The sequence below is a fragment of the Dokdonia sp. R86516 genome (assembly GCF_044596715.1).
In the GTDB taxonomy this organism is placed as follows: domain Bacteria; phylum Bacteroidota; class Bacteroidia; order Flavobacteriales; family Flavobacteriaceae; genus Dokdonia.
In genome coordinates this window covers 2,477,772-2,497,263 of sequence record NZ_CP138998.1, presented here as the reverse complement: position 1 = coordinate 2,497,263, position 19,492 = coordinate 2,477,772, and the positions used below count along the sequence as shown (strand labels likewise).

Annotated in this window: 10 protein-coding genes; 5 read left to right on the top strand and 5 right to left on the bottom strand. The window is 36.3% G+C overall.

The window, feature by feature from the left end; translation table 11 throughout:
- Window positions 1-40 precede the first annotated feature (40 nt).
- On the top strand, window positions 41-3,709 hold the full coding sequence (locus SJY23_RS11175; RefSeq protein ID WP_396596401.1) for a hypothetical protein: 3,669 nt from the start codon (window positions 41-43) through the stop codon (window positions 3,707-3,709).
- Window positions 3,710-3,899: 190 nt separating this feature from the next.
- Here SJY23_RS11175 and SJY23_RS11170 read toward each other — a convergent pair whose 3' ends face one another.
- Window positions 3,900-7,622 (bottom strand): metallophosphoesterase, encoded by a 3,723-nt coding sequence (locus SJY23_RS11170; RefSeq protein WP_396596400.1) that lies wholly within the window; start codon window positions 7,620-7,622, stop codon window positions 3,900-3,902.
- 48 nt (window positions 7,623-7,670) lie between these two features.
- On the opposite strand from SJY23_RS11170, the gene SJY23_RS11165 reads away from it, so the two are divergent.
- Window positions 7,671-8,912: a Pycsar system effector family protein gene (locus SJY23_RS11165; protein WP_396596399.1), complete on the top strand. Its 1,242-nt coding sequence runs from the start codon at window positions 7,671-7,673 to the stop codon at window positions 8,910-8,912.
- A gap of 46 nt (window positions 8,913-8,958) precedes the next feature.
- On the opposite strand, the gene SJY23_RS11160 is transcribed toward SJY23_RS11165, so the two are convergent.
- Window positions 8,959-11,346: a GAF domain-containing protein gene (locus SJY23_RS11160; protein WP_396596398.1), complete on the bottom strand. Its 2,388-nt coding sequence runs from the start codon at window positions 11,344-11,346 to the stop codon at window positions 8,959-8,961.
- An 81-nt stretch (window positions 11,347-11,427) separates the two neighbouring features.
- Between SJY23_RS11160 and SJY23_RS11155 the strand changes: the two genes are divergently transcribed.
- The 3 genes from SJY23_RS11155 to SJY23_RS11145 all read left to right on the top strand — a co-directional run bounded on the left by SJY23_RS11155 (window position 11,428) and on the right by SJY23_RS11145 (window position 14,737).
- Entirely contained in the window at window positions 11,428-12,564 is a 1,137-nt protein-coding gene (locus SJY23_RS11155) for a redoxin domain-containing protein (RefSeq protein ID WP_396596397.1), read from the top strand.
- Window positions 12,565-12,631: 67 nt separating this feature from the next.
- Window positions 12,632-13,687: an endonuclease/exonuclease/phosphatase family protein gene (locus SJY23_RS11150; RefSeq protein WP_396596396.1), complete on the top strand. Its 1,056-nt coding sequence runs from the start codon at window positions 12,632-12,634 to the stop codon at window positions 13,685-13,687.
- A 162-nt stretch (window positions 13,688-13,849) separates the two neighbouring features.
- Window positions 13,850-14,737 carry a mechanosensitive ion channel family protein gene (locus tag SJY23_RS11145; protein ID WP_396596395.1) on the top strand — a complete coding sequence of 296 codons (888 nt, stop codon included), beginning with the start codon at window positions 13,850-13,852 and terminating at the stop codon, window positions 14,735-14,737.
- Window positions 14,738-14,812: 75 nt separating this feature from the next.
- Here SJY23_RS11145 and SJY23_RS11140 read toward each other — a convergent pair whose 3' ends face one another.
- The 3 genes from SJY23_RS11140 to SJY23_RS11130 all read right to left on the bottom strand — a co-directional run bounded on the left by SJY23_RS11140 (window position 14,813) and on the right by SJY23_RS11130 (window position 19,444).
- On the bottom strand, window positions 14,813-16,072 hold the full coding sequence (locus SJY23_RS11140; RefSeq protein ID WP_035337372.1) for an aminotransferase class I/II-fold pyridoxal phosphate-dependent enzyme: 1,260 nt from the start codon (window positions 16,070-16,072) through the stop codon (window positions 14,813-14,815).
- Between the two features lie 137 nt (window positions 16,073-16,209).
- Window positions 16,210-17,250, bottom strand: a complete 1,041-nt coding sequence (locus SJY23_RS11135) for a PLP-dependent cysteine synthase family protein (RefSeq protein WP_035337374.1) — start codon at window positions 17,248-17,250, stop codon at window positions 16,210-16,212.
- Between the two features lie 133 nt (window positions 17,251-17,383).
- Window positions 17,384-19,444: a S9 family peptidase gene (locus SJY23_RS11130; protein WP_035337376.1), complete on the bottom strand. Its 2,061-nt coding sequence runs from the start codon at window positions 19,442-19,444 to the stop codon at window positions 17,384-17,386.
- Window positions 19,445-19,492 lie beyond the last annotated feature (48 nt).

The following is a 19,492-nucleotide window of genomic DNA, read 5'->3' as shown; positions in this document are numbered from 1 at the left end:
TTTAGGAGAAAAGAAATGTACATTGAAAAAAATATTTCTTGTGAATAAAAGACTACTCTTCTTTAATAAAATGTTTGGCTTATCTATTGTATCTCTGCTATTTATAGCGTGTGCTGTACATCGCGATAATTATAGAGATAAAGATAATAGTACTTTTTTTGACTCCAATTCTAGAGAATACACGAGCATATTTTCTATAGCCAATGCTGGTGCAGCCTCGAAAGGTCCAAATAGCCAACTAATCGTCTCATTAGAAAAAGAATTTGCATCGTTATCAAAGGAAGATGACTATCTCTTATTTTTAGGAGATAATCTACATAATAGCAATCTAGAGGATAGCCAGGTTTCATCTCAACTAGATGCACAATTATCGCTATCTACATCATTCAAAGGAACTTCATTGTTTCTTACTGGAGAGCAAGAATGGAACGAGAGAGGTGTAAAAGGTCTTGAAGATATTGAAACATACATTGAAGACTTTTATAAGGAAGAAGATCACTTTTTACCTAAAAATGGTTGTCCGCTAGAGGTGATAAGCGTGAATGATGAAATAGAGCTTATACTCATAAACTCACAATGGTATATAGAAGACTGGAGTAAAACGGACGGAATTAATGATAAATGCGAGTTAAAGACAAGAGTACAATTTAATACCTTGCTCGCTAGCGAAATGCGTAAAGCTCGTCACAAAACAGTGCTAATTGCTATGCATCATCCTTTATACTCAAATGGTATTTATGGGGGAGAAATCCCGTCTACTGTTGTATATAAACCTACTTCTGAAAATGCATTTATACCTCTAGTAGGAGCATCGTTATCATTTTTAAGATCACAAGGAGGTCTATCTAAGCAAGACCGCTATAACCCTCTTATGAACGAGTTAATGTCTACCATAGAACTAGCTGCGTTTGATGTTCCTAAGGTAATTATAGTTTCTGGTCATGAACGCTCTTTGCAGTACATAGATCACGGAGCTATAAAGCAAGTAATTACGGGAACGGGAAGTAGTGTAAAACCTGCCCGTTTGAGCAAGAGAGGACTGTTTACCTCAACAAAGCCTGGATATACAGAAGTAAGAATTTATGAAGACAACTCATCATCTGTTCACTTCTTTACTTTGCAAGACGGTGCGTTTAAAGAAGCCTTTAGCCAGAGAGCTTTTAAACAACCAGAACCTTATAACCTTGATTCTCTTACTACAGTATTTCCTAAAACAGTGAAGGCATCTGTGTATCCTGCAGAGGCTGTAAAGAAATCTGAGAAGTATGAAAAATTTTGGGGTAAACATTATCGATATGTATACGGAGTTGATGTAGAAGCACCCGTTGTACTACTCGATACCCTGTACGGAGGACTTACTGTAGAAAGAGCAGGTGGTGGAAACCAGACCAACGGTTTGCGTCTAGTAACAAAAGACGATAAAGAGTATAACATGCGAGCTATTGCAAAAGACCCAATCGCCTTTCTTAAATCTGCTGGATACAATGATCTTGATGGAGACAATTATTTTAAAGGAACAGTGCCGGCAAGTATTATTAAAGATTTTTACACGGCTGCACATCCTTATGGTGCTTTTGCTATTCCTAGGCTAGCAGGTGCGATAAAATTACCACATACGCATCCTAAATTATTCTATGTACCTAAGCAAAAACTTCTAGGCAACTTTAATAAAACACATGGTGACCAATTATATATGATAGTCGAAAAACCTGATGGTGATTTTGACGATTCACATATGTTCAAATTTAGTAAGGAGGTAGAAAGCACTCAGGATCTTTTTAAAGAACTGCGCGAAGATGATCAAAATCAACTTGATGAAAGAACTTATATAAGAGCTCGCATTTTTGATATGCTCATAGGTGATTGGGATAGACATGAGGATCAATGGCGCTGGGCACAAAGCCAAGTAGATGAGAAAGAAGGAACTACCATATACACTGCTGTTCCTAGGGATCGCGATCAAGTGTTTGCAAAGTTTGATGGTTCATTCCTTACCTCCATGCAAAAAGTGATGAGTGGTTTGAGGCAGTTTGGTAATTACGGCCCAGATATTCCATACATAGAACAATTTAGCCAGAGCGCTATTAATCTCGACCGCGCCTTAGTGATGCATTCAGACAAGTCTGTGTGGATAGAAGAGATGAAGTATATCCAGCAAAATATCACACCTGAAGTGGTAAAAAAGGCTTTTAGTGAGGCTCCAATTGAAATTCAAGATGAGATATGGAAAGATATTCAAACTGATCTTCTCTCACGTAAAGACAACTTAGAAGACATTGTACAGAGGTACTACAAGCACTTTCTACAGTTTCAAGTGCTCAAGGGAACTGATAAAGATGACCATTTTGATATCCAGAATCTTGCTAATGATGATGTACGTGTAACGGGCTATAGAATTAAAGATGGTGAAAAAGGAAACGTATTATTTGATCGTACTTTTAATCCTGTTGATACTAAAGATATCTGGATTTATGGACTTGATGACAAAGATGTATTTGAAGTGCAAGGTGAACATAAAAGTGCGATTAACATTGTGCTATCTGGAGGATTAGACAATGATACTTATGAAATTATTGGTGGAAATAATGTTACCATATACGATCAAAAATCTACTAAAAATAAGATTGTAGATAAAGGGAATGCGACAAGGCACATAGATGACATTTATGAAAACCGCATTTACGATTCAGAGAGAACACCTAAAAAAGGAGGTAGCTTTGGTCTTGAGGCTGTCTATAATCCAGATGAAGGTTTCTCTCCAAGAATACAATTTGGAAAATCTACTTTAGGATTTGAAAGAAATCCTTTTACTACAAAATTTGAGCTAGATGCTCGCTATATTTCCCTCACTCAAGCAGGTGATATTAAACTATCATGGCATAAAGCGCACCTTTTTCATGACTGGAATTTCAAAGTTTTTGGACGAGCAACTACTGCAAATTTTACAGAAAACTTTTTCGGAGAAGGTAATAGTTCACCATACAACACTACTAACTCTTTTGACGCAAACCGCATTAATATGCAGTACCTCACAGGTGGTATAGGGATGTACTACAATGGAGAATATGGAACTACTTCTGAGATTGACATATCTTATGAAGATATAAATGTGGGACCTCAAAATAATGCTAGTATAGTAGATGCTCGTTATTTTGTAATAACAGGACTCTATAATTATCATAGTATTGATGATGAGCGATTCCCTACTCGCGGGATGGATGTGGCTATAAGAGGAAGTTTTCTTGATGAAGTAACCAGTACTAATACTGTAGGAGTGCTAGATCCTCGTCTTACGCTTTGGAACGCAATAGATAGATCTCGTAATCTTGTACTTAAAACTAGTATAGCGGGACAGTTGCGCTTTGGAAATGATATACCGTTCTATAAAGCAGCTTCGCTAGGTGCAAATACAGGGTTGAGATCGTATAGGCAAGATCGTTTTATAGGCAAACAAGCGCTTGCAGCTTCAGCAGATCTGGCTTTCCAATTGAAACCTATTAAAACTGCCTTTTTCCCGTTGAGAATAGATATGTATGCAGGTTATGATACTGGAAGAGTCTGGAGCGAACTCATGGAAAACAACACACTACATTATAGTTATGGTGGTGGTGTTAATCTTTCTACCGCTAGTGCTCTTAAAGGAAATATAAGCTACTTTGACGGTCCAGAAGGTGGAAGATTAGGCTTCGGAATATCACTCGGATTATAATAGACTACTAGTTTTAGAGTTACGCTTTCGCGAAAGCGTGAAAAAGATATTTACACCCTAAAAAAGAATCAAGTCTTAGTCTTCTAGAACCTACACAAATTCAAAAATAGTACATATAAAAAAAGCTCCCAAATGGGGAGCTTTTTTTATGCATTAATGCGAGATTTTAAAGTCTTTCTATAAAGGATTATTACAATCTTACACCGAATCTAAAATCGATTCTCATACCATCTTCACCAGCAAACGCTCCTAGTTGGCCAGATACAGTATCTACCATATTTAACCAGAAACCTCCACCAAAGTTATTGTGCCACTTCTCACTATCTTCTCCATCAAACCAAACACGACCTACATCTCCTCCTCCAAAAACACCTATCTGAATAGGAATTAAGCCTGTAGAAAATCTATTGAAACTATATCTCAAATCCGCCGAACCAGCTAGGGATGATTCTCCTGTAAATCTATTGAATCTATAACCCCTCAAACCAGAATTTGCACCTAATGATGCGGCCTGATAGAACTCATAGTCATCACCTATACGCACTTGAGCTTGCACAAGTGTTTTAAGGACTAACTTTCTGTTTTTAGATAGTGCATTGTAGAACCCTAATTTAGGATTTACATATGCATACATTCTACTACCATCGCTTATGTTGCGCTTCGCTCCTATTACTGTTGCAAAATCCATCCCTCTCGTAGGGTTAGCTTGGTTATCTGCACTTATATAAGTATAAGCTCCCTCTACACCTATAAAAGATTGCCCTCCAAAGAAATTACTGCGATCTGGTGAAAATAAGCTAGCGTCATCAATCACTCGGCCACCTGTAGGTTCAATTTCAATACGCTCATAATTAAACACAAATCGCAATCTACTACCAAAGGTGTTGTCACTCTCTACTCCTATATGTGCGCCTACTTCTCCATTACGAACTCTATTAAAGTCAAGCCCTAAATCATCATCGTTATTTACAGTCTCGTTACCAAAACCAAAGAAGTTACGAGAAAAAGCTTCGTTTGTAAACTTACCTCCTATTATCAAGTTCCACTGCCCAAAAGCGTTTGCAAAATTCCCTTCATATTTTAAACTTAGGGACTCCGTTGCAAATGAATAAGTTCCATTTAGCGTATGCTTACTACTAAAAGGATCATTCTTAAAACCATTTGTAGTAAACACATCATTTATTCCTATCAAGAAACCATCGTCAGGATTAAAACCTATAGCTGGTAAAATGTTATTTGCATAACTCTTTTTCTTTAAAGGGTCATAGGTGTTAAAGGAATAAATATTTGACATTTTAAAACTTGCTCCTCCTTTTTCTTTTATTGTATTAGGCAATGTTTTGTGCTCATAAACCTTGAGGCGACGACCGTCTTTTATCTCATAGATATCGTTGTTTTGTCCTCCTACAATTTTCATTCTTATAGGCGACTTTCCTTCTCCACTTACCTTAAAGCTATCATCATCATCAAGACCATAAATCCATATCTCGCTAGTCTCATCAGAATTTATAACACGATCTACAAAAGGAGTTTGAACTTCTCCATCCTTTATTCTTGATATCTGGACTCTAGTCTCCTTATCATTACGAGTAATTTCAAAATGATCATCCTTATCTGTTCCAGTAAGTACTACTAGCGAAGCCAAATAATCATAATATTCACCTGCGATGTCAACAATGTTACCTCTACGTTCTTTAAGACTTTCCTTAATCTCATCTACACCTACATCTTGAACTTCAAGAGGCAATTTTGTAAATGCTCTCGCGATATCTTCATCACTGAGGTTATCTTGTATATATTGAGCTTGTGCTACCCAGTCCTTCTTTACAGAATTCTTGGTGAGCGCTCTATCCATTTTTATACCTGCCTCGTTAATCCACTTTACATTTTCTAGATCTCCATCATAATTTTGAAACTGTCTAGACGCTGGAATTAATGTTTTGAGTAATCCTAAAATAGCACCATCAAATTTTGAAAAAACCTGATCTCTATCTCTTGGAATAGGCTTGTATATTTTTTTTCCATCACTATCAAAACGTGCCCATCTCCACTGGTCTGCGTGACGATCCCAGTCACCTATAAGCATATCAAAAATACGTGCTCGTAAATAGGAGTCTTCATCTACTTGATACTTCTCATCCTTACGTAAGTTTTCATAAAGATCATCTGTACTATCAATACTATCAGGGTTTCCAAAAGAAGGAACATCTAGAAAATCTTCGTCTGGGCGTTCTTCTATAATGTATAGTTCATTCCCGTACTCTGCATTGTACTTACCTAGTGCATCATGTTTGGGCACATAAATTAAGCTAGGGTTTGTGTGATAAATACCCACTGCATCAGATAGCTCTGCCACCGCAAGGGAAGCATATGGATGTGCAGAAGTATAGAAATCTAAAATTAAATCTTCTGTAAATGTATCTCTGAATTCTTCTTGAACAAAAACCTCTTTAAAAGCAACACTTTGTAGGAACTGCACTGCGCTCTTTCTCACTGCTCTTAAATTATAAGCTCTCCCATCTTTATCTTTAAGTCGTAAAGATCTCGTCTGGTGACCTCCACCCTTACGATCTACTGTAAAGCCGCCCATGAGTGTGTCTAGCGTAGCAACTTTAGCGGTTACTGGAGTTCCGTAAACAGCTCTATAATGATCTCCCCATAGTGACTCATGTACATCTGACACATCTGTATTATTCTGTGCATACACTGTAGCCATCACAGTCTCTGGATATATATCTGGTAGCGAATCTAAGTTTACTTCCTTACGAGGAGCAAAAACCTCTTTTTTATATAATAAAGTAGGTTCTCCTTGATTTGCCGCATAAAATCTTACAGATGAAGACTCATCTTCATATACATCCAGAATAGCAAATCCCTGACCTCCGTAAGAAAACAAACCATCGTCTCCTAGAGCTGCAGCACTGTTCTTTGCTCCTGCTCCGCTCACGATTTGCTTTATACCATCATGCTCTATATACTGGATACTATGCTCATGTCCTGATGCAAAAATCACTTTATCTGTATCTCTCGCAAGTACAGAGATGCGCTGCATTAACTCATTATATTGCTTGTTATAGCGATCTTGAATTGACACTCCACCCTGTGATCTTACTTGGGTAACAAGTGACGCAAGAATGGGTAGTGGTAAATTACTCTGTGTAGGATACAATTGCTTTCTTATACCATACTTTCCACCATGTATCCCATTTGTATACATCGGGTGATGCATTACTACAAGAATAGTCTTTTCGTTATTCTTTTTGAACTCATTTTCTATTTCTAAAAATAAATCAGTTCTATTTCTAATGTCACAATTATCATTAATTGTAGGGTGCTTGTCCCAGTCTTCTAGATACCACTGCGTGTCTATAATCATTAATTCCACAGAGTCGCTTATGCTTTTCATTTCAATAGGACATCCATTTTCAGGTTGAAATGCTTCCTTATCATCTAGCGCATCTTCTATATACTTCTCTTGACGCTTTACACCTTCTACGCCATCTGCATACCAATCATGGTTTCCAGGAATAAAAATGGTTTTACCCTTGAAGTTTTCAACTGCTGCTACTTGTATGTTTAATCTGCGCTCAGCTTCGGCCCTTTCTGGGTGTTTTTTTGATGGAAGTCCCGCATCATAAATATTGTCACCTAAAAAGATTGCATAGTCATTCTCTGTCTGTGCCGTGTCTATCACTTTCTTAAATGCGTCAAGAGCATAGGTGCTACCACCATCTTTATCTCCTCCTGCATCGCCTATGAGGTAGAAGGTTTTATGTATACGCTTTCGCGAAAGCGAACTATTATCAAAACGAGAAGGCTCGCTTGACTCATCTGCATATTTAGGAGAATAAGTCGCACAACTACTAAGCAAAATGGCTACTGAGAAGTTAAGAAAACGGTAATATTTGTTCATGTCCTTGTTTTTAATGTACATTAGAGGTCTAACAGGCTTATAGTAACTATGACTGAACTACTAGAAAAGACAGATAGATTTATTTCTGAACTATTTGATAATGAACTACCTAAGACATGTATATATCATAACTATGTCCATACCAAACGAGTACTTAAAAGTACCCAAGAAATAATTGATAATAGTGAAGAAAGTCTTAAAGATGAAGAAAAGCTCATCTTACAGCTTAGCGCACTACTACATGACATAGGATATGTAGATGGAACCGAAAATCATGAAGCGCGTAGTGCTCAAATGGCTGAAACGTTCTTAAAAGAACAAGGAGTTGAGACTACCATCATTGAAGAAGTCAAAAAGGTGATTCTCGCTACAGATATGCGTGTAGAACCTCAAACGTACCTAGAGAAAGTATTGAGAGATGCAGATGCATCACATTTTGCAAAGAATTATTTTCCTGAAGCAAGCGAATATTTGCGTCAAGAATTAAAAATTAAAGGCATTAAAGAATTTACCGCCGAAGAGTGGAATAAAGCAAATATTGAGATGTTTACTGTCAAGCATCGCTACTACACGCATTATGCTCAAGAAAACTGGAAACCTAAAAAAGATAGTAACTTAAAAGACCTTACAAAAGCAAGAAAGAAAGCTAAAAAGGCACGTAAAAAGGAAAAACTAAAAGTACAGCTTAAAGATGCTAGCCCAGAAAAAGGAATCCAGTCTATGTATCGTATCGCGCTACGCAATCACATTAAATTAAGTGATATTGCAGATACTAAAGCAAACATATTGCTTTCTGTAAATGCGATTGTGATTTCTCTTGCTCTTGCAAACCTGATCCCAAAACTAGAGTCTCCTAGTAATGCTCACCTTATTTACCCAACGGCTGTGTTTGTACTTTTTGCCATGATATCAATGATTATGTCTATAATTGCTACTCGACCTAATGTCACTAGGGGCGAGTTTGACAGAGAAGATGTAAAGTTGAAAAAGGTGAACCTACTCTTTTTTGGTAATTTTCATAAAATGAAACTAGAAGATTACGAATGGGCGATAGGAGAAATGCTTCAAGATAAAGAGTATATATATTCTGCTCTTACTAAAGATCTATATTTTCTTGGAGTCGTACTCGACAGAAAGTATAAACTATTAAGAATTACCTATAATATATTTATGGTAGGTATTGTAATATCTGTACTTACTTTTGCCGTGTTCTTTGCATACAGAGATCAAGCTGTTGAAGTCATGGAGGATGTAGAAGGCCTCACTAATGTAATATCAACACTACTATAAAAAGTAAAACGGGTTCTTTACAGAACCCGTTTTTTTATGTGTTATCTTATTTTTTTATTTCTTCTATGAGATCTTCATAGGTATAAAATTCTTTTGTCTCTTTACCTATTACTTTTTTATACAATACATTCACACGTATAGCTTTTAAACCTGTAACCGCCTGTAAGTCTTCTAACTCAAGGATTTCTACTTCATTACCTAAGTGATTCTTTAATTGTAAGAAGTTTATATATCTAAGATACTCTTGCTCATCTGCTTCTTGTGAGTAGACTATAGTGATTTTTCCAGCTTGTGTTATACGTTCTGTAGTACCTTTTATAAAAGCCTTATCCACACGTTTCTTTACAACTTCATAACGAGCGTTATAAGTTCCATCTACATCAAATCTTTTTTCATCCATACGGTAACGTACAGATAATGATGTATTAAACACGAGAATCATAGAGGCTACCTCAAGTGGATGATCCATTTTTTGCGCAAGCGAGAAATGCTCATTTTCCATCTCACACATTACTTGTAGTTGCCACAACCTTAAGTTGTAAAGATAAATCTTATTGAAACTATTATGTTTTGTAATAGACTCACCTACATACATATTGTGCTCTACCCCATCTGTCTTAAATAGCTCAAAAAAATGAGGGTACATCATTTGCGCCTCTTTCTGCTTGCGTTGTAATACAGAAGCTAGACGCTTATTTAATAACATTACAGATTCATCATAAAATTTACGATGACGATATACAAGACCTAGGCTATCTTCTATCTGGCTTCTGTATGCAGTAATTAGCTCATTAAGCTCGTCACTTTTCTTAAGTAAATGCGTAAATAATGGTCGGATATTCTCACTCAAGAAATTTAAAATCTTACGCTCACTATCTACCTCTAATTTCTCTTTTGTTTTCTCTAAAAATATATTAAGATTGAAAATAAGTTGCTCATAAATAGGTAGACTTTCATTAGTCTTAGCAGCTTCTAATATCGCAATGGCATTATGTAACTGTAATAATATATCTTTTTGAGTAGCCGCATTACGAGACTCAGAAGATCCTTTAATATCAATTTGACCAAATAATGGATAAACATCCTTAAAAACAACATCTCTATATTGCACGTTACTATCTCCTTCTATCTGTAACCTTAAGTAACGTTTTGCTTCTTTTTCAAACTTCCAATACACACTTTTATGAATAGATGTACATTCATTTTGAATAATTAGATCTATTTCATTTTCTTGTTGCTCTTTGTTACGTAAAACCGCATCAATAAGATACGGCATAATGTCTGCAAGTTTATTTGCATTTATACTATTAAGAGCACCTTTATTAGGAGAGGCCAGCTCTAGAATACCAAGTAAAACACCTTTGTGACGTATAGGGGCTAGAATAACACTTTTTATACCTTGGTCATAAAGATTTTGATACATCTTTATGCTCTTGTCGCTTTTGTGATGTTTTTCAATATCTGAAACAGCAAAGTAATCTCCTGTATTAAATACGGCTTCATAAGATCCTTTACAGAGTATGGTATTACATGAAGCCTCGGTATCTCCGTACAACAGGTAACTACTTATGTCTTTGAATGGCACAAGCTCAAAAGCCTCATCTTCCTTATTATAATTTGAGAAACCTATTTGTAATTCTGGAAGACCAAATATGGCTTGAAAAATTCTATGGAAATCGTGTGTAAAGTTTATATCCTCATCTTCATAACGCAGTAATCCCGACTTAAAATCTGATATAGAAACTTCGGTGGTTGCGTCATATAAATTTGCCACCACAAATCCTTTAAAAATATAACTGTGTGGAGGAAATTTTTCTTTCCACAATTCTATATTATCAAAATTATCTAGGAGTATGTTTACTTCTTCTTCAGTTATTTTAGGTGTTCCCTCCTTACGCTCTATATCAATGTAATCTCCATTATAGAGCATCCTATAGAAACGTGTCATTCCTAGACCATCAGGAATTTCATAATAAAAAGGACGCCTAAAGTCTATTTTAAAACCATAGTACTGCATGAGAATAATACTACATCCCATGAGATAATAGTGGTCATCATTAAAATTTTTAATCTCTGGAATAAAATTATCGCCGGCATTGAGAAGTATATTATCATACCTCTCTGTAGATTGTAATACAGCCTCTTGAAAAGGCATTGAGGCAATTTTTATCTCATTTTGTTGCAGTGCGCTTGGAAATAAATCACTAAAAAGATCATCTATTTGATTTTTATAAGTGCTCAGGCTATCCAGATTTTTTATTCCTGTTTCTAATTCTGGATACTCAGAGACAATTTCCATTATTTCTTTTGCACGCCTTTGTAATCTTAAATTATCTGAGGCGAGATTATTTTTATAATGACTCAATAATTTACCTACACTAAAATGCAATTCTAGCGGGAACTCTTGATCTCTAAAATGTACTCCGGTTTTCATAAATTGGGTCTTCAAAACTCCTCTTCTCTTCTTTATTAATAACTGTAAACCTTATTTTTGTTATTATAAAAATATGATCTCATGAAACAATTACTAATTCTTGTAATTTTATTCTCTTTATTCTCCTGTGGAGATAATAATAGTACTCCTGTAAAAGGTACCGCTGCTGGTATGGCTGATGGTACGTCACTTATCTTAGAGGAATTAGGGCCTAATAATAAACGTATTCCTTTAGACACTGCCGTTGTAAATGCTGGTAAATTCACTTTTACAAAAGCTATAACAGAAGGCACTGGTTTATTAATACTAAGTGAGGCTACAGCTACTAGCCAACTTTTGCTAGTAAAAGATGAGCAACCACTTACTCTAACTCTGTACAAAGATAGCTTATCTAGCTCTTTAGTCACAGGTAGTATAGAAAATGAGTTGTTTAATAATTACCGTAAGACTGCTATGCAGACTAACAAAAAGAGACAACAGCTCATTCAAGAGATGCAAAAGGCACAGAGAGAAACAGATGGAATTAAGGTAAACATTATCCGTGACCAAATAGCAGCCATGGACACGCAATTTATTACCGATAAAAAAGCAGTAGTTGAGAAAAATACTGACAAAATGGTCTCCGTAATCGCACTATCTGACTTAATAAATGAGAAAGTCTTGAAAATTGAAGAGTCCGAAGCATATTATAATAGTCTTTCTGAGGATATTCAAAACTCTACTGTGGGAGAAAGTGTAGAAAACTATATCGCACAACTCAAGTCACAACGTATCGCTAGCGGACTTGCCAGTATAGGGAATAAAGCTCCTGAGTTTACCGCAAAAACTCCAGAAGGTAAAGACCTATCACTCTCAGAGACTCTAGGCAAATATACCATCATTGACTTTTGGGCTTCATGGTGTCGTCCTTGCCGTATGGAAAACCCTAATGTTGTTAATATCTATAAGCAATATCACGACAAAGGTCTTAATATCATTAGTGTATCTCTTGATAGACCAGGTCAAAGAGAAAGATGGCTACAAGCTATAGAAAAAGACAATATGGACTGGTATCACGTTTCAAACTTACAGTTTTGGCAAGATCCTATCCCTAGAAGTTATGGAGTACGAGCAATACCTGCGACATTTTTACTAGATGAAAATGGCGTTATTATAGCAAAAGATCTAAGAGGCCCTGCACTAGGAGCAAAAATGAAAGAGCTCTTAGGAGAAATTTAGGTTTATTCTTCACAAACAATTCTAAAAAGCATCGCTCCTATCGCGATGCTTTTCTATTTTTACTATAATGTTACTACTACTATTCTCAATATTTATCATAGGGCCACTACTCCCCTTGCTTCCGGCGACACACTGGAGCATACGCTTTTTTGATTTTGTGAGAATTCAAACAGTAGTTATTCAGCTACTTTTATTGGGAGTTGCATTTATATCCTGGAAGGTCTTCACTGTGACACAAATAGTATTTATCGCTGTGATGATAGCGGTACTTTTATTTCAATTATGGCTCATAAGACCTTACACACCTTTTTATCACAGACGCAAGCCTAAGGCAGAGTTCCATAAAGAACAGCTCACACTCGTTACCGCAAATGTATTGCAGACTAACACGAACTACGATAAATTTATAACTATCATAAAAGAGAGCAATCCTCATATATTTATCACCATGGAGTCTGATCAAAAGTGGGATAAAGAAATATCTCAAGCTTTTCCAGAGTATACTCACACCGTAAAAGCAACATTAGATAACTTTTATGGAATGCATGTGTATTCAAAAATTCCGTTTCAATCTTCAGAGATTAAATATCTTGTAGAAAAGGACATTCCATCCATACACTGCGAGATAACCTATGCAGACCAACCTTTTAATCTTATAGCAATACATCCTGCTCCTCCTAGTCCATCAGAAAATGAAACTTCAAAAGAACGTGATGCAGAGCTGATGCTGGTAGGTAAGCAATGTAGAGAATCTAAAGATGCAACCGTCGTTTGCGGTGATCTCAATGATGTGGTGTGGTCTAAGACTTCTAGACTTTTTAGCAAAATCACAGGATATCTAGACCCGCGCGTAGGTCGTGGTCTCTATCCATCCTTTCATGCAAATTACTGGTTGCTCAGGTTTCCCCTAGACCATTTATTTTACTCAAAGGATCTGCATGTAACAAACATGAAACGACTCGCATATTTTGGGTCAGATCATTTTGCTATGTACTACAACATAGCATTTCCTATGGTAAATATTGATGTTGCAAATCCTAAAATGAGTACAGAAGACAAGCAAAACATTAAGGAGATAATAGGCGATGGGATTCTTTCGGCTAGAGCTTCACAAAATCCTTAAGCGGAGGATTAATGTTTTTTAACGCTTTCGCGAAAGCGTGACAATTCCCATTGAACTTCTTAATATTTACTCAAAATATCATAGTACACGCGTTAATGATGGTTAAAGCCCTTGTGCAAGGTAAGAAGCAGAAGTAAATTGAAATCCAACTAAAAAAAAGACATGGATAAGATTACCGAATCATTAAATAACCTATCGACTAAATTGTGGGGATGGGTAGAAGCATTTATAAGAAACTTACCGAATTTAGGCGTTGCTCTTTTAGTCTTACTTATTGCTTACTTCGTATCGAGATTTGTAAATAAGTACTCCCAAAAAATTGTAAAACGATATGTACCGCAACAGTCTATCACTAAACTTATAGGTAGAGCCCTCGCTGTATTTGTAGTCCTCGTAGGAATATTTCTTGCCTTAGGCGTATTAAACTTAGATAAAACATTGAATACCTTAATTGCTGGTGCAGGAGTTTCTGGGCTTGTTATAGGTCTAGCATTGCAAGGTGCTCTTGCAAATGGAATCGCGGGTATTATTTTATCATTTAGAAAAAGAGTAAATATAGGAGACTGGGTAGAAACTAGTGGATATGTAGGTTTTATAGAAGATATTAAGCTCAACAACTTTAGTATAAGGGAGCCAGATAATAATATTGTGGTGATACCTAACAAAACAATTACTGATAACCCGATGAAAAATTATTCGGTTACAGAGCGCATGCGCATTATCATAGAATGTGGTGTAGGTTATGAGTCTGACCTTGAAATGGTAGAAAAACTTACTAAGGATACCATCTCAAGTAAATTCCCTCAAGAAGGTGATAAGGAAGAGGTAGAATTCTTTTATACAGCCTTTGGAGGAAGCTCAATTGACTTTGTATGTAGATTTTGGGTAGACTGTGTAAATGGCAAACAAAAACTAACAGCCAAGCACCAAGGAATGTTAGCGATAAAGAAAGCCTTTGATGCAAATGATGTAAATATTCCGTTCCCTATTAGAACATTACAATTTGATAACCAATTGCAAATGTCTTCATCTACTGATAGTCAAGAATAAATTTAAAATAGTTTTAAAAAAAATAAGCCGTTACTCAAAAAGTAACGGCTTATTTTTTTATTATTTATTAGAACTTTATGCTCCAAAAGCTTCTGCTACCTTAGCAGAAAGTCTTTTATATGTTCCATTATCTAATCGTTCTCGTATTGCCTCAAAAGCATTGAGAGTCTCTTCTACATCTGTAAGTGTATGTGAAGCTGTAGGTATCATTCTAAGTAGAATAAGCCCTTTAGGAATCACTGGATATACTACAATAGAACAAAACACACCGTGGTTCTCGCGTAAGTCTTTTACAAGCGCCATTGCTTCTGGCACACTCCCTTTAAGATATACAGGTGTTACACAAGATTGCGTTGTTCCTATATCAAAACCTCTTTCTTTAAGACCTCCTTGAAGTGCATTAACATTCTCCCATAACTTCTCGCGAAGTTCTGGCATAGAGCGTAACATGTCAAGACGCTTAAGTGCTCCGACCACAAGTTGCATTTGCAATGACTTTGCAAACATTTGTGAGCGTAAATTATATTTTAAGTAATCTATTATTTCTTGATCTCCAGCTATAAAAGCTCCTGTAGATGCCATAGACTTTGCAAATGTTGCAAAGTATACATCTATATCATCTTGTACTCCTTGCTCTTCTCCTGCCCCTGCTCCCGTTGCTCCTAAAGTTCCAAAACCATGAGCATCGTCAACTAATAAACGGAAGTTAAATTTTTTCTTAAGGGCAACTATCTCTTTCAGTTTTCCTTGCTCACCACGCATTCCAAAAACACCTTCAGAAATCACAAGGATTCCTCCTCCTGTTTGCTCTGCCATTTTTGTAGCTCGCTCAAGGTTTTTTTCGATACTTGCCATATCGTTATGCTTGTAAGTAAAACGTTTACCCATGTGTAAACGAACACCATCTATAATACAAGCGTGAGTATCTACGTCATATACGATAATGTCATCTTTACCTACTAATGCATCAATAGTAGACATGATACCTTGGTAACCAAAATTTAAAAGATATGCCGCTTCTTTTTGTACAAACTCGGCACATTCGTTTTGTAATTGCTCATGTAGCGCAGTGTGACCAGACATCATACGAGCACCCATAGGGTAAGCCGCACCATAGTCTGCTGCTGCTTGCGCATCTACCTCACGTACTTCCGGACGGTTTGCAAGACCTAAATAATCATTTACACTCCATGTAATTACTTCTTTCCCTTGGAACTTCATTCTGTTAGAAATAGGTCCTTCTAGTTTAGGAAAAACAAAGTATCCCTCTGCCACTGAAGCCCATTTACCTAATGGCCCCTTATCCTTGTAAATTTTATCAAATAAATCTCTCATAAACTTGTTTTGAAAACAGGTGCAAAAGTACACCTTTTTGATATTTTGAACAAATGCAAAAACAATTGCAATATGATGCCCAAAATAAAAAGCTCCTACATAGGTAGGAGCTTAAATATACGTAATATTCTAGATGTTTACTTTATGTATTCTATAGTCGCTACTGTCTCTTCATTTTGACTATCAAAAAAACCTTGATCATTCATCCACTTGTCACTAAATACTTTACTCATATAGCGACTTCCGTGATCTGGAAATATAACAACCACCTTGCTATTGTCATCAAATTCTCCTTGTGCTGCGAGTTGCTTAAGACCTTGTACAGCTGCTCCACTTGTATAACCTACAAACAGACCTTCTGTAGTTGCAATTTCTCTTGCTGTATGCGCACTCTCTTGATCACTTACTTTTTCAAACTTATCAATGGCATCAAAATCTGTTGCTGTAGGTATTAAGTTTTTACCTAGTCCTTCTATACGATATGGATAGATTTCTGCTGCATCAAATTCACGAGTTTCATGATATTTTTGAATCACAGATCCATAGGCGTCAATCCCTATAATTTTTATGTCTGGATTTTGTTGCTTTAAAAATCTTGCAGTACCAGATATAGTACCTCCTGTTCCACTACAAGCAATTAAGTGAGTGATATTTCCTTCTGTTTGATTCCAGATTTCTGGTCCCGTAGTATTAAAGTGAGCATCCATATTTGACTCATTAAAATACTGGTTGATATATACAGATCCTTTGTTTTCCTCATGTAAACGTTTTGCAACGCTATAATAAGATCTTGGGTCGTCTGCCTTTACATTTGCAGGACATACGTACACCTTTGCTCCCATCGCTTTTAAAGCATCAATCTTATCTGGCGATGATTTTGAGCTTACAGCAAGAATACACTCATACCCCTTAATTATACTCACCATTGCAATACTAAATCCAGTGTTTCCAGAAGTAGTTTCAATTATCGTATCTCCAGGTTTAAGGACTCCTGTGCGCTCTGCCTCTTCTATAATGTGAAGAGCAATACGATCTTTTGATGAGTGTCCTGGATTAAAAGCCTCTACCTTTGCGTGAAATTGACCTTTAAAACCTTCAGTAATTTTATTTAACTTGATGAGCGGTGTGTTACCTACTAGTTGTAACACATTATCATACACGTTTAAATCCTTATTCATATATCTTGATTAAAGCGTTGCACAATCCTAAAAAAGAGCCGTGCAAAACAGAGCAAAAGTAACACAAAAATGTGGAACGTCTTTCCTCTACTTCACTTCAATATCATGCAGTTATAAACAGCAAACTGGCACACTATTGGTTAATTGACTCTAAATCAAGCAAAAAGGCATAATCTTCGGCAATTTCTTTTAAGGCTTCAAAGCGTCCAGAAGCACCACCATGACCAGCATCCATATTACAATGAAACATGACTTTTGTATCCGCAACGTTCATTTCTCTTAATTTTGCCACCCATTTTGCTGGTTCCCAGTATTGCACTTGACTATCATGATATCCAGTGGTTACAAAGATATTTGGATACGCTTTCGCGAAAGCGTTGTCATAAGGACTGTAGCTCTTCATGTACTCATAGTATTCCTTTTCATTAGGATTACCCCACTCATCATACTCCCCTGTAGTAAGCGGAATAGTATCATCAAGCATCGTAGTTACTACATCTACAAATGGTACAGCAGCGATTACACCATTATAAAGCTCTGGCGCTATATTTATAATTGCACCCATTAATAAACCTCCAGCCGAACCTCCATAAGCATATAAATGACTAGCCGAAGTATAAGACTTACTTATCAAATGTTTTGAAACATCAATAAAGTCTGTAAACGTGTTCTTTTTCTTGAGGAGTTTTCCATCCTCGTACCATTTTCTACCTAAATATTCACCTCCTCTCACGTGAGCAATTGCATATATAAAACCACGGTCTAAAAGAGATAATCTTATTGTAGAAAAAGAAGGATCTGTCGTACTGCCATAACTTCCATAAGCATACTGTAATAATGGAGCTGTACCATCTAGCTGCGTTTCTTTATGATAGATTATAGAGACAGGAACTTTAACGCCATCTTGAGCAGTTGCCCAGATGCGCTCCATATTATAATTATTCTTATCAAAGGTTCCACCCAAAACCTCTTGCTCTTTGAGCACTACTTTTTCTTGGGTAACCATATTAAAATCTATGACAGACGCAGGTGTATTAAGAGCATTGTATGCATATCTTAAAATCTGAGTATCAAAATCGATATTTGTGGTAGGGTAAGCATCGTAGGTTTCATTATCAAATGGCAAATAATAGCTTTCTGTATTGTCCCATCGTTTAATGTGAATTTTATTCAAACCATTATTGCGCTCACTTACCACAAGAAAATCCTTGAAAATCTCTACATCTTCTAGTAGGGTATCATCACGGTGAGGTATAACATCTACCCAATTTTCCATTCCAGTAGCAGAAACTGGCGTTTTCATCAGTTTAAAGTTGGTCGCCTTATCCTTATTAGTCTGTATATAAAAAGAATCGTCATAATGAGATACTGCATACTCTAGCCCCCTTGTACGTTCTTGAAAAACCTTAAAATCAGTAGTCCCTTTTGCCGCAGATGCAAAACGAAATTCACTTGTCATCGTACTGTCAGAACCTATCATAATATAGTCCTTAGACTTTGACTTAAAAACATACGTATAGAATGTCTCATCATTTTCTTGATAAACAAGCTCGTCTTTACTTGGATCTGTACCTAAGGTGTGCTTAAATATTTGATTAGATCTTAACGTTTCTTCATCTTTACGCGAGTAATAAACGGTTTTATTATCGTTAGACCAAACGGCACCACCAGTAGTATTTTTAATTTCAGCTGGATAAATTTCTCCAGTCTTGAGGTTTTTAAACCTTATTGTATACTGTCTTCTACTTACTGTATCTATTCCAAAAGCAGCAATCATATTATCCTCAGATACAGCATAACTGGCTTGACTAAAATAAGAATGTCCTTCTGCCATTTTATTATTATCAAAAACAACAATCTCTTCACTATCTAAGCTAGCTTCTTTTCTACAATATAAAGGATAGTCTTTTCCAGTCTCAAAACGGCGATAATACCAAAAACCGTTGTGTTTATATGGTACAGAGGAATCATCTTCTTTGATACGCCCTTTCATTTCTTCAAAAAGCGATTGCTGAAAGTCCTTAGTATGAGCTGTAAGTTTATGATAATATTCATTCTCTTGATTTAAATAATCAAGAACCTCAGGAGCATCACGCTCTTTCATCCAGAAATATTCATCAGTTCGAATGTCTCCGTGTTTTTCTAATTGTACGGGAATTTTATTAGCTACAGGAGGTAATATGGGCTTTGTCAAAGTATTTTGTTTTAAAAACTGCTTGCAAAAATACAACGTGTACGGTTA

Excerpts from the sequence above, each read along its gene's own strand:
- SJY23_RS11145 (WP_396596395.1), top strand. The coding sequence starts at position 13,850 with ATGGATAAGATTACCGAATCATTAAATAACCTATCGACTAAATTGTGG.
- SJY23_RS11170 (WP_396596400.1), bottom strand. The coding sequence starts at position 7,622 with ATGAACAAATATTACCGTTTTCTTAACTTCTCAGTAGCCATTTTGCTT.
- SJY23_RS11140 (WP_035337372.1), bottom strand. The coding sequence starts at position 16,072 with ATGAGAGATTTATTTGATAAAATTTACAAGGATAAGGGGCCATTAGGT.
- SJY23_RS11150 (WP_396596396.1), top strand. The coding sequence starts at position 12,632 with ATGTTACTACTACTATTCTCAATATTTATCATAGGGCCACTACTCCCC.
- SJY23_RS11165 (WP_396596399.1), top strand. The coding sequence starts at position 7,671 with ATGACTGAACTACTAGAAAAGACAGATAGATTTATTTCTGAACTATTT.
- SJY23_RS11160 (WP_396596398.1), bottom strand. The coding sequence starts at position 11,346 with ATGAAAACCGGAGTACATTTTAGAGATCAAGAGTTCCCGCTAGAATTG.
- SJY23_RS11135 (WP_035337374.1), bottom strand. The coding sequence starts at position 17,250 with ATGAATAAGGATTTAAACGTGTATGATAATGTGTTACAACTAGTAGGT.
- SJY23_RS11155 (WP_396596397.1), top strand. The coding sequence starts at position 11,428 with ATGAAACAATTACTAATTCTTGTAATTTTATTCTCTTTATTCTCCTGT.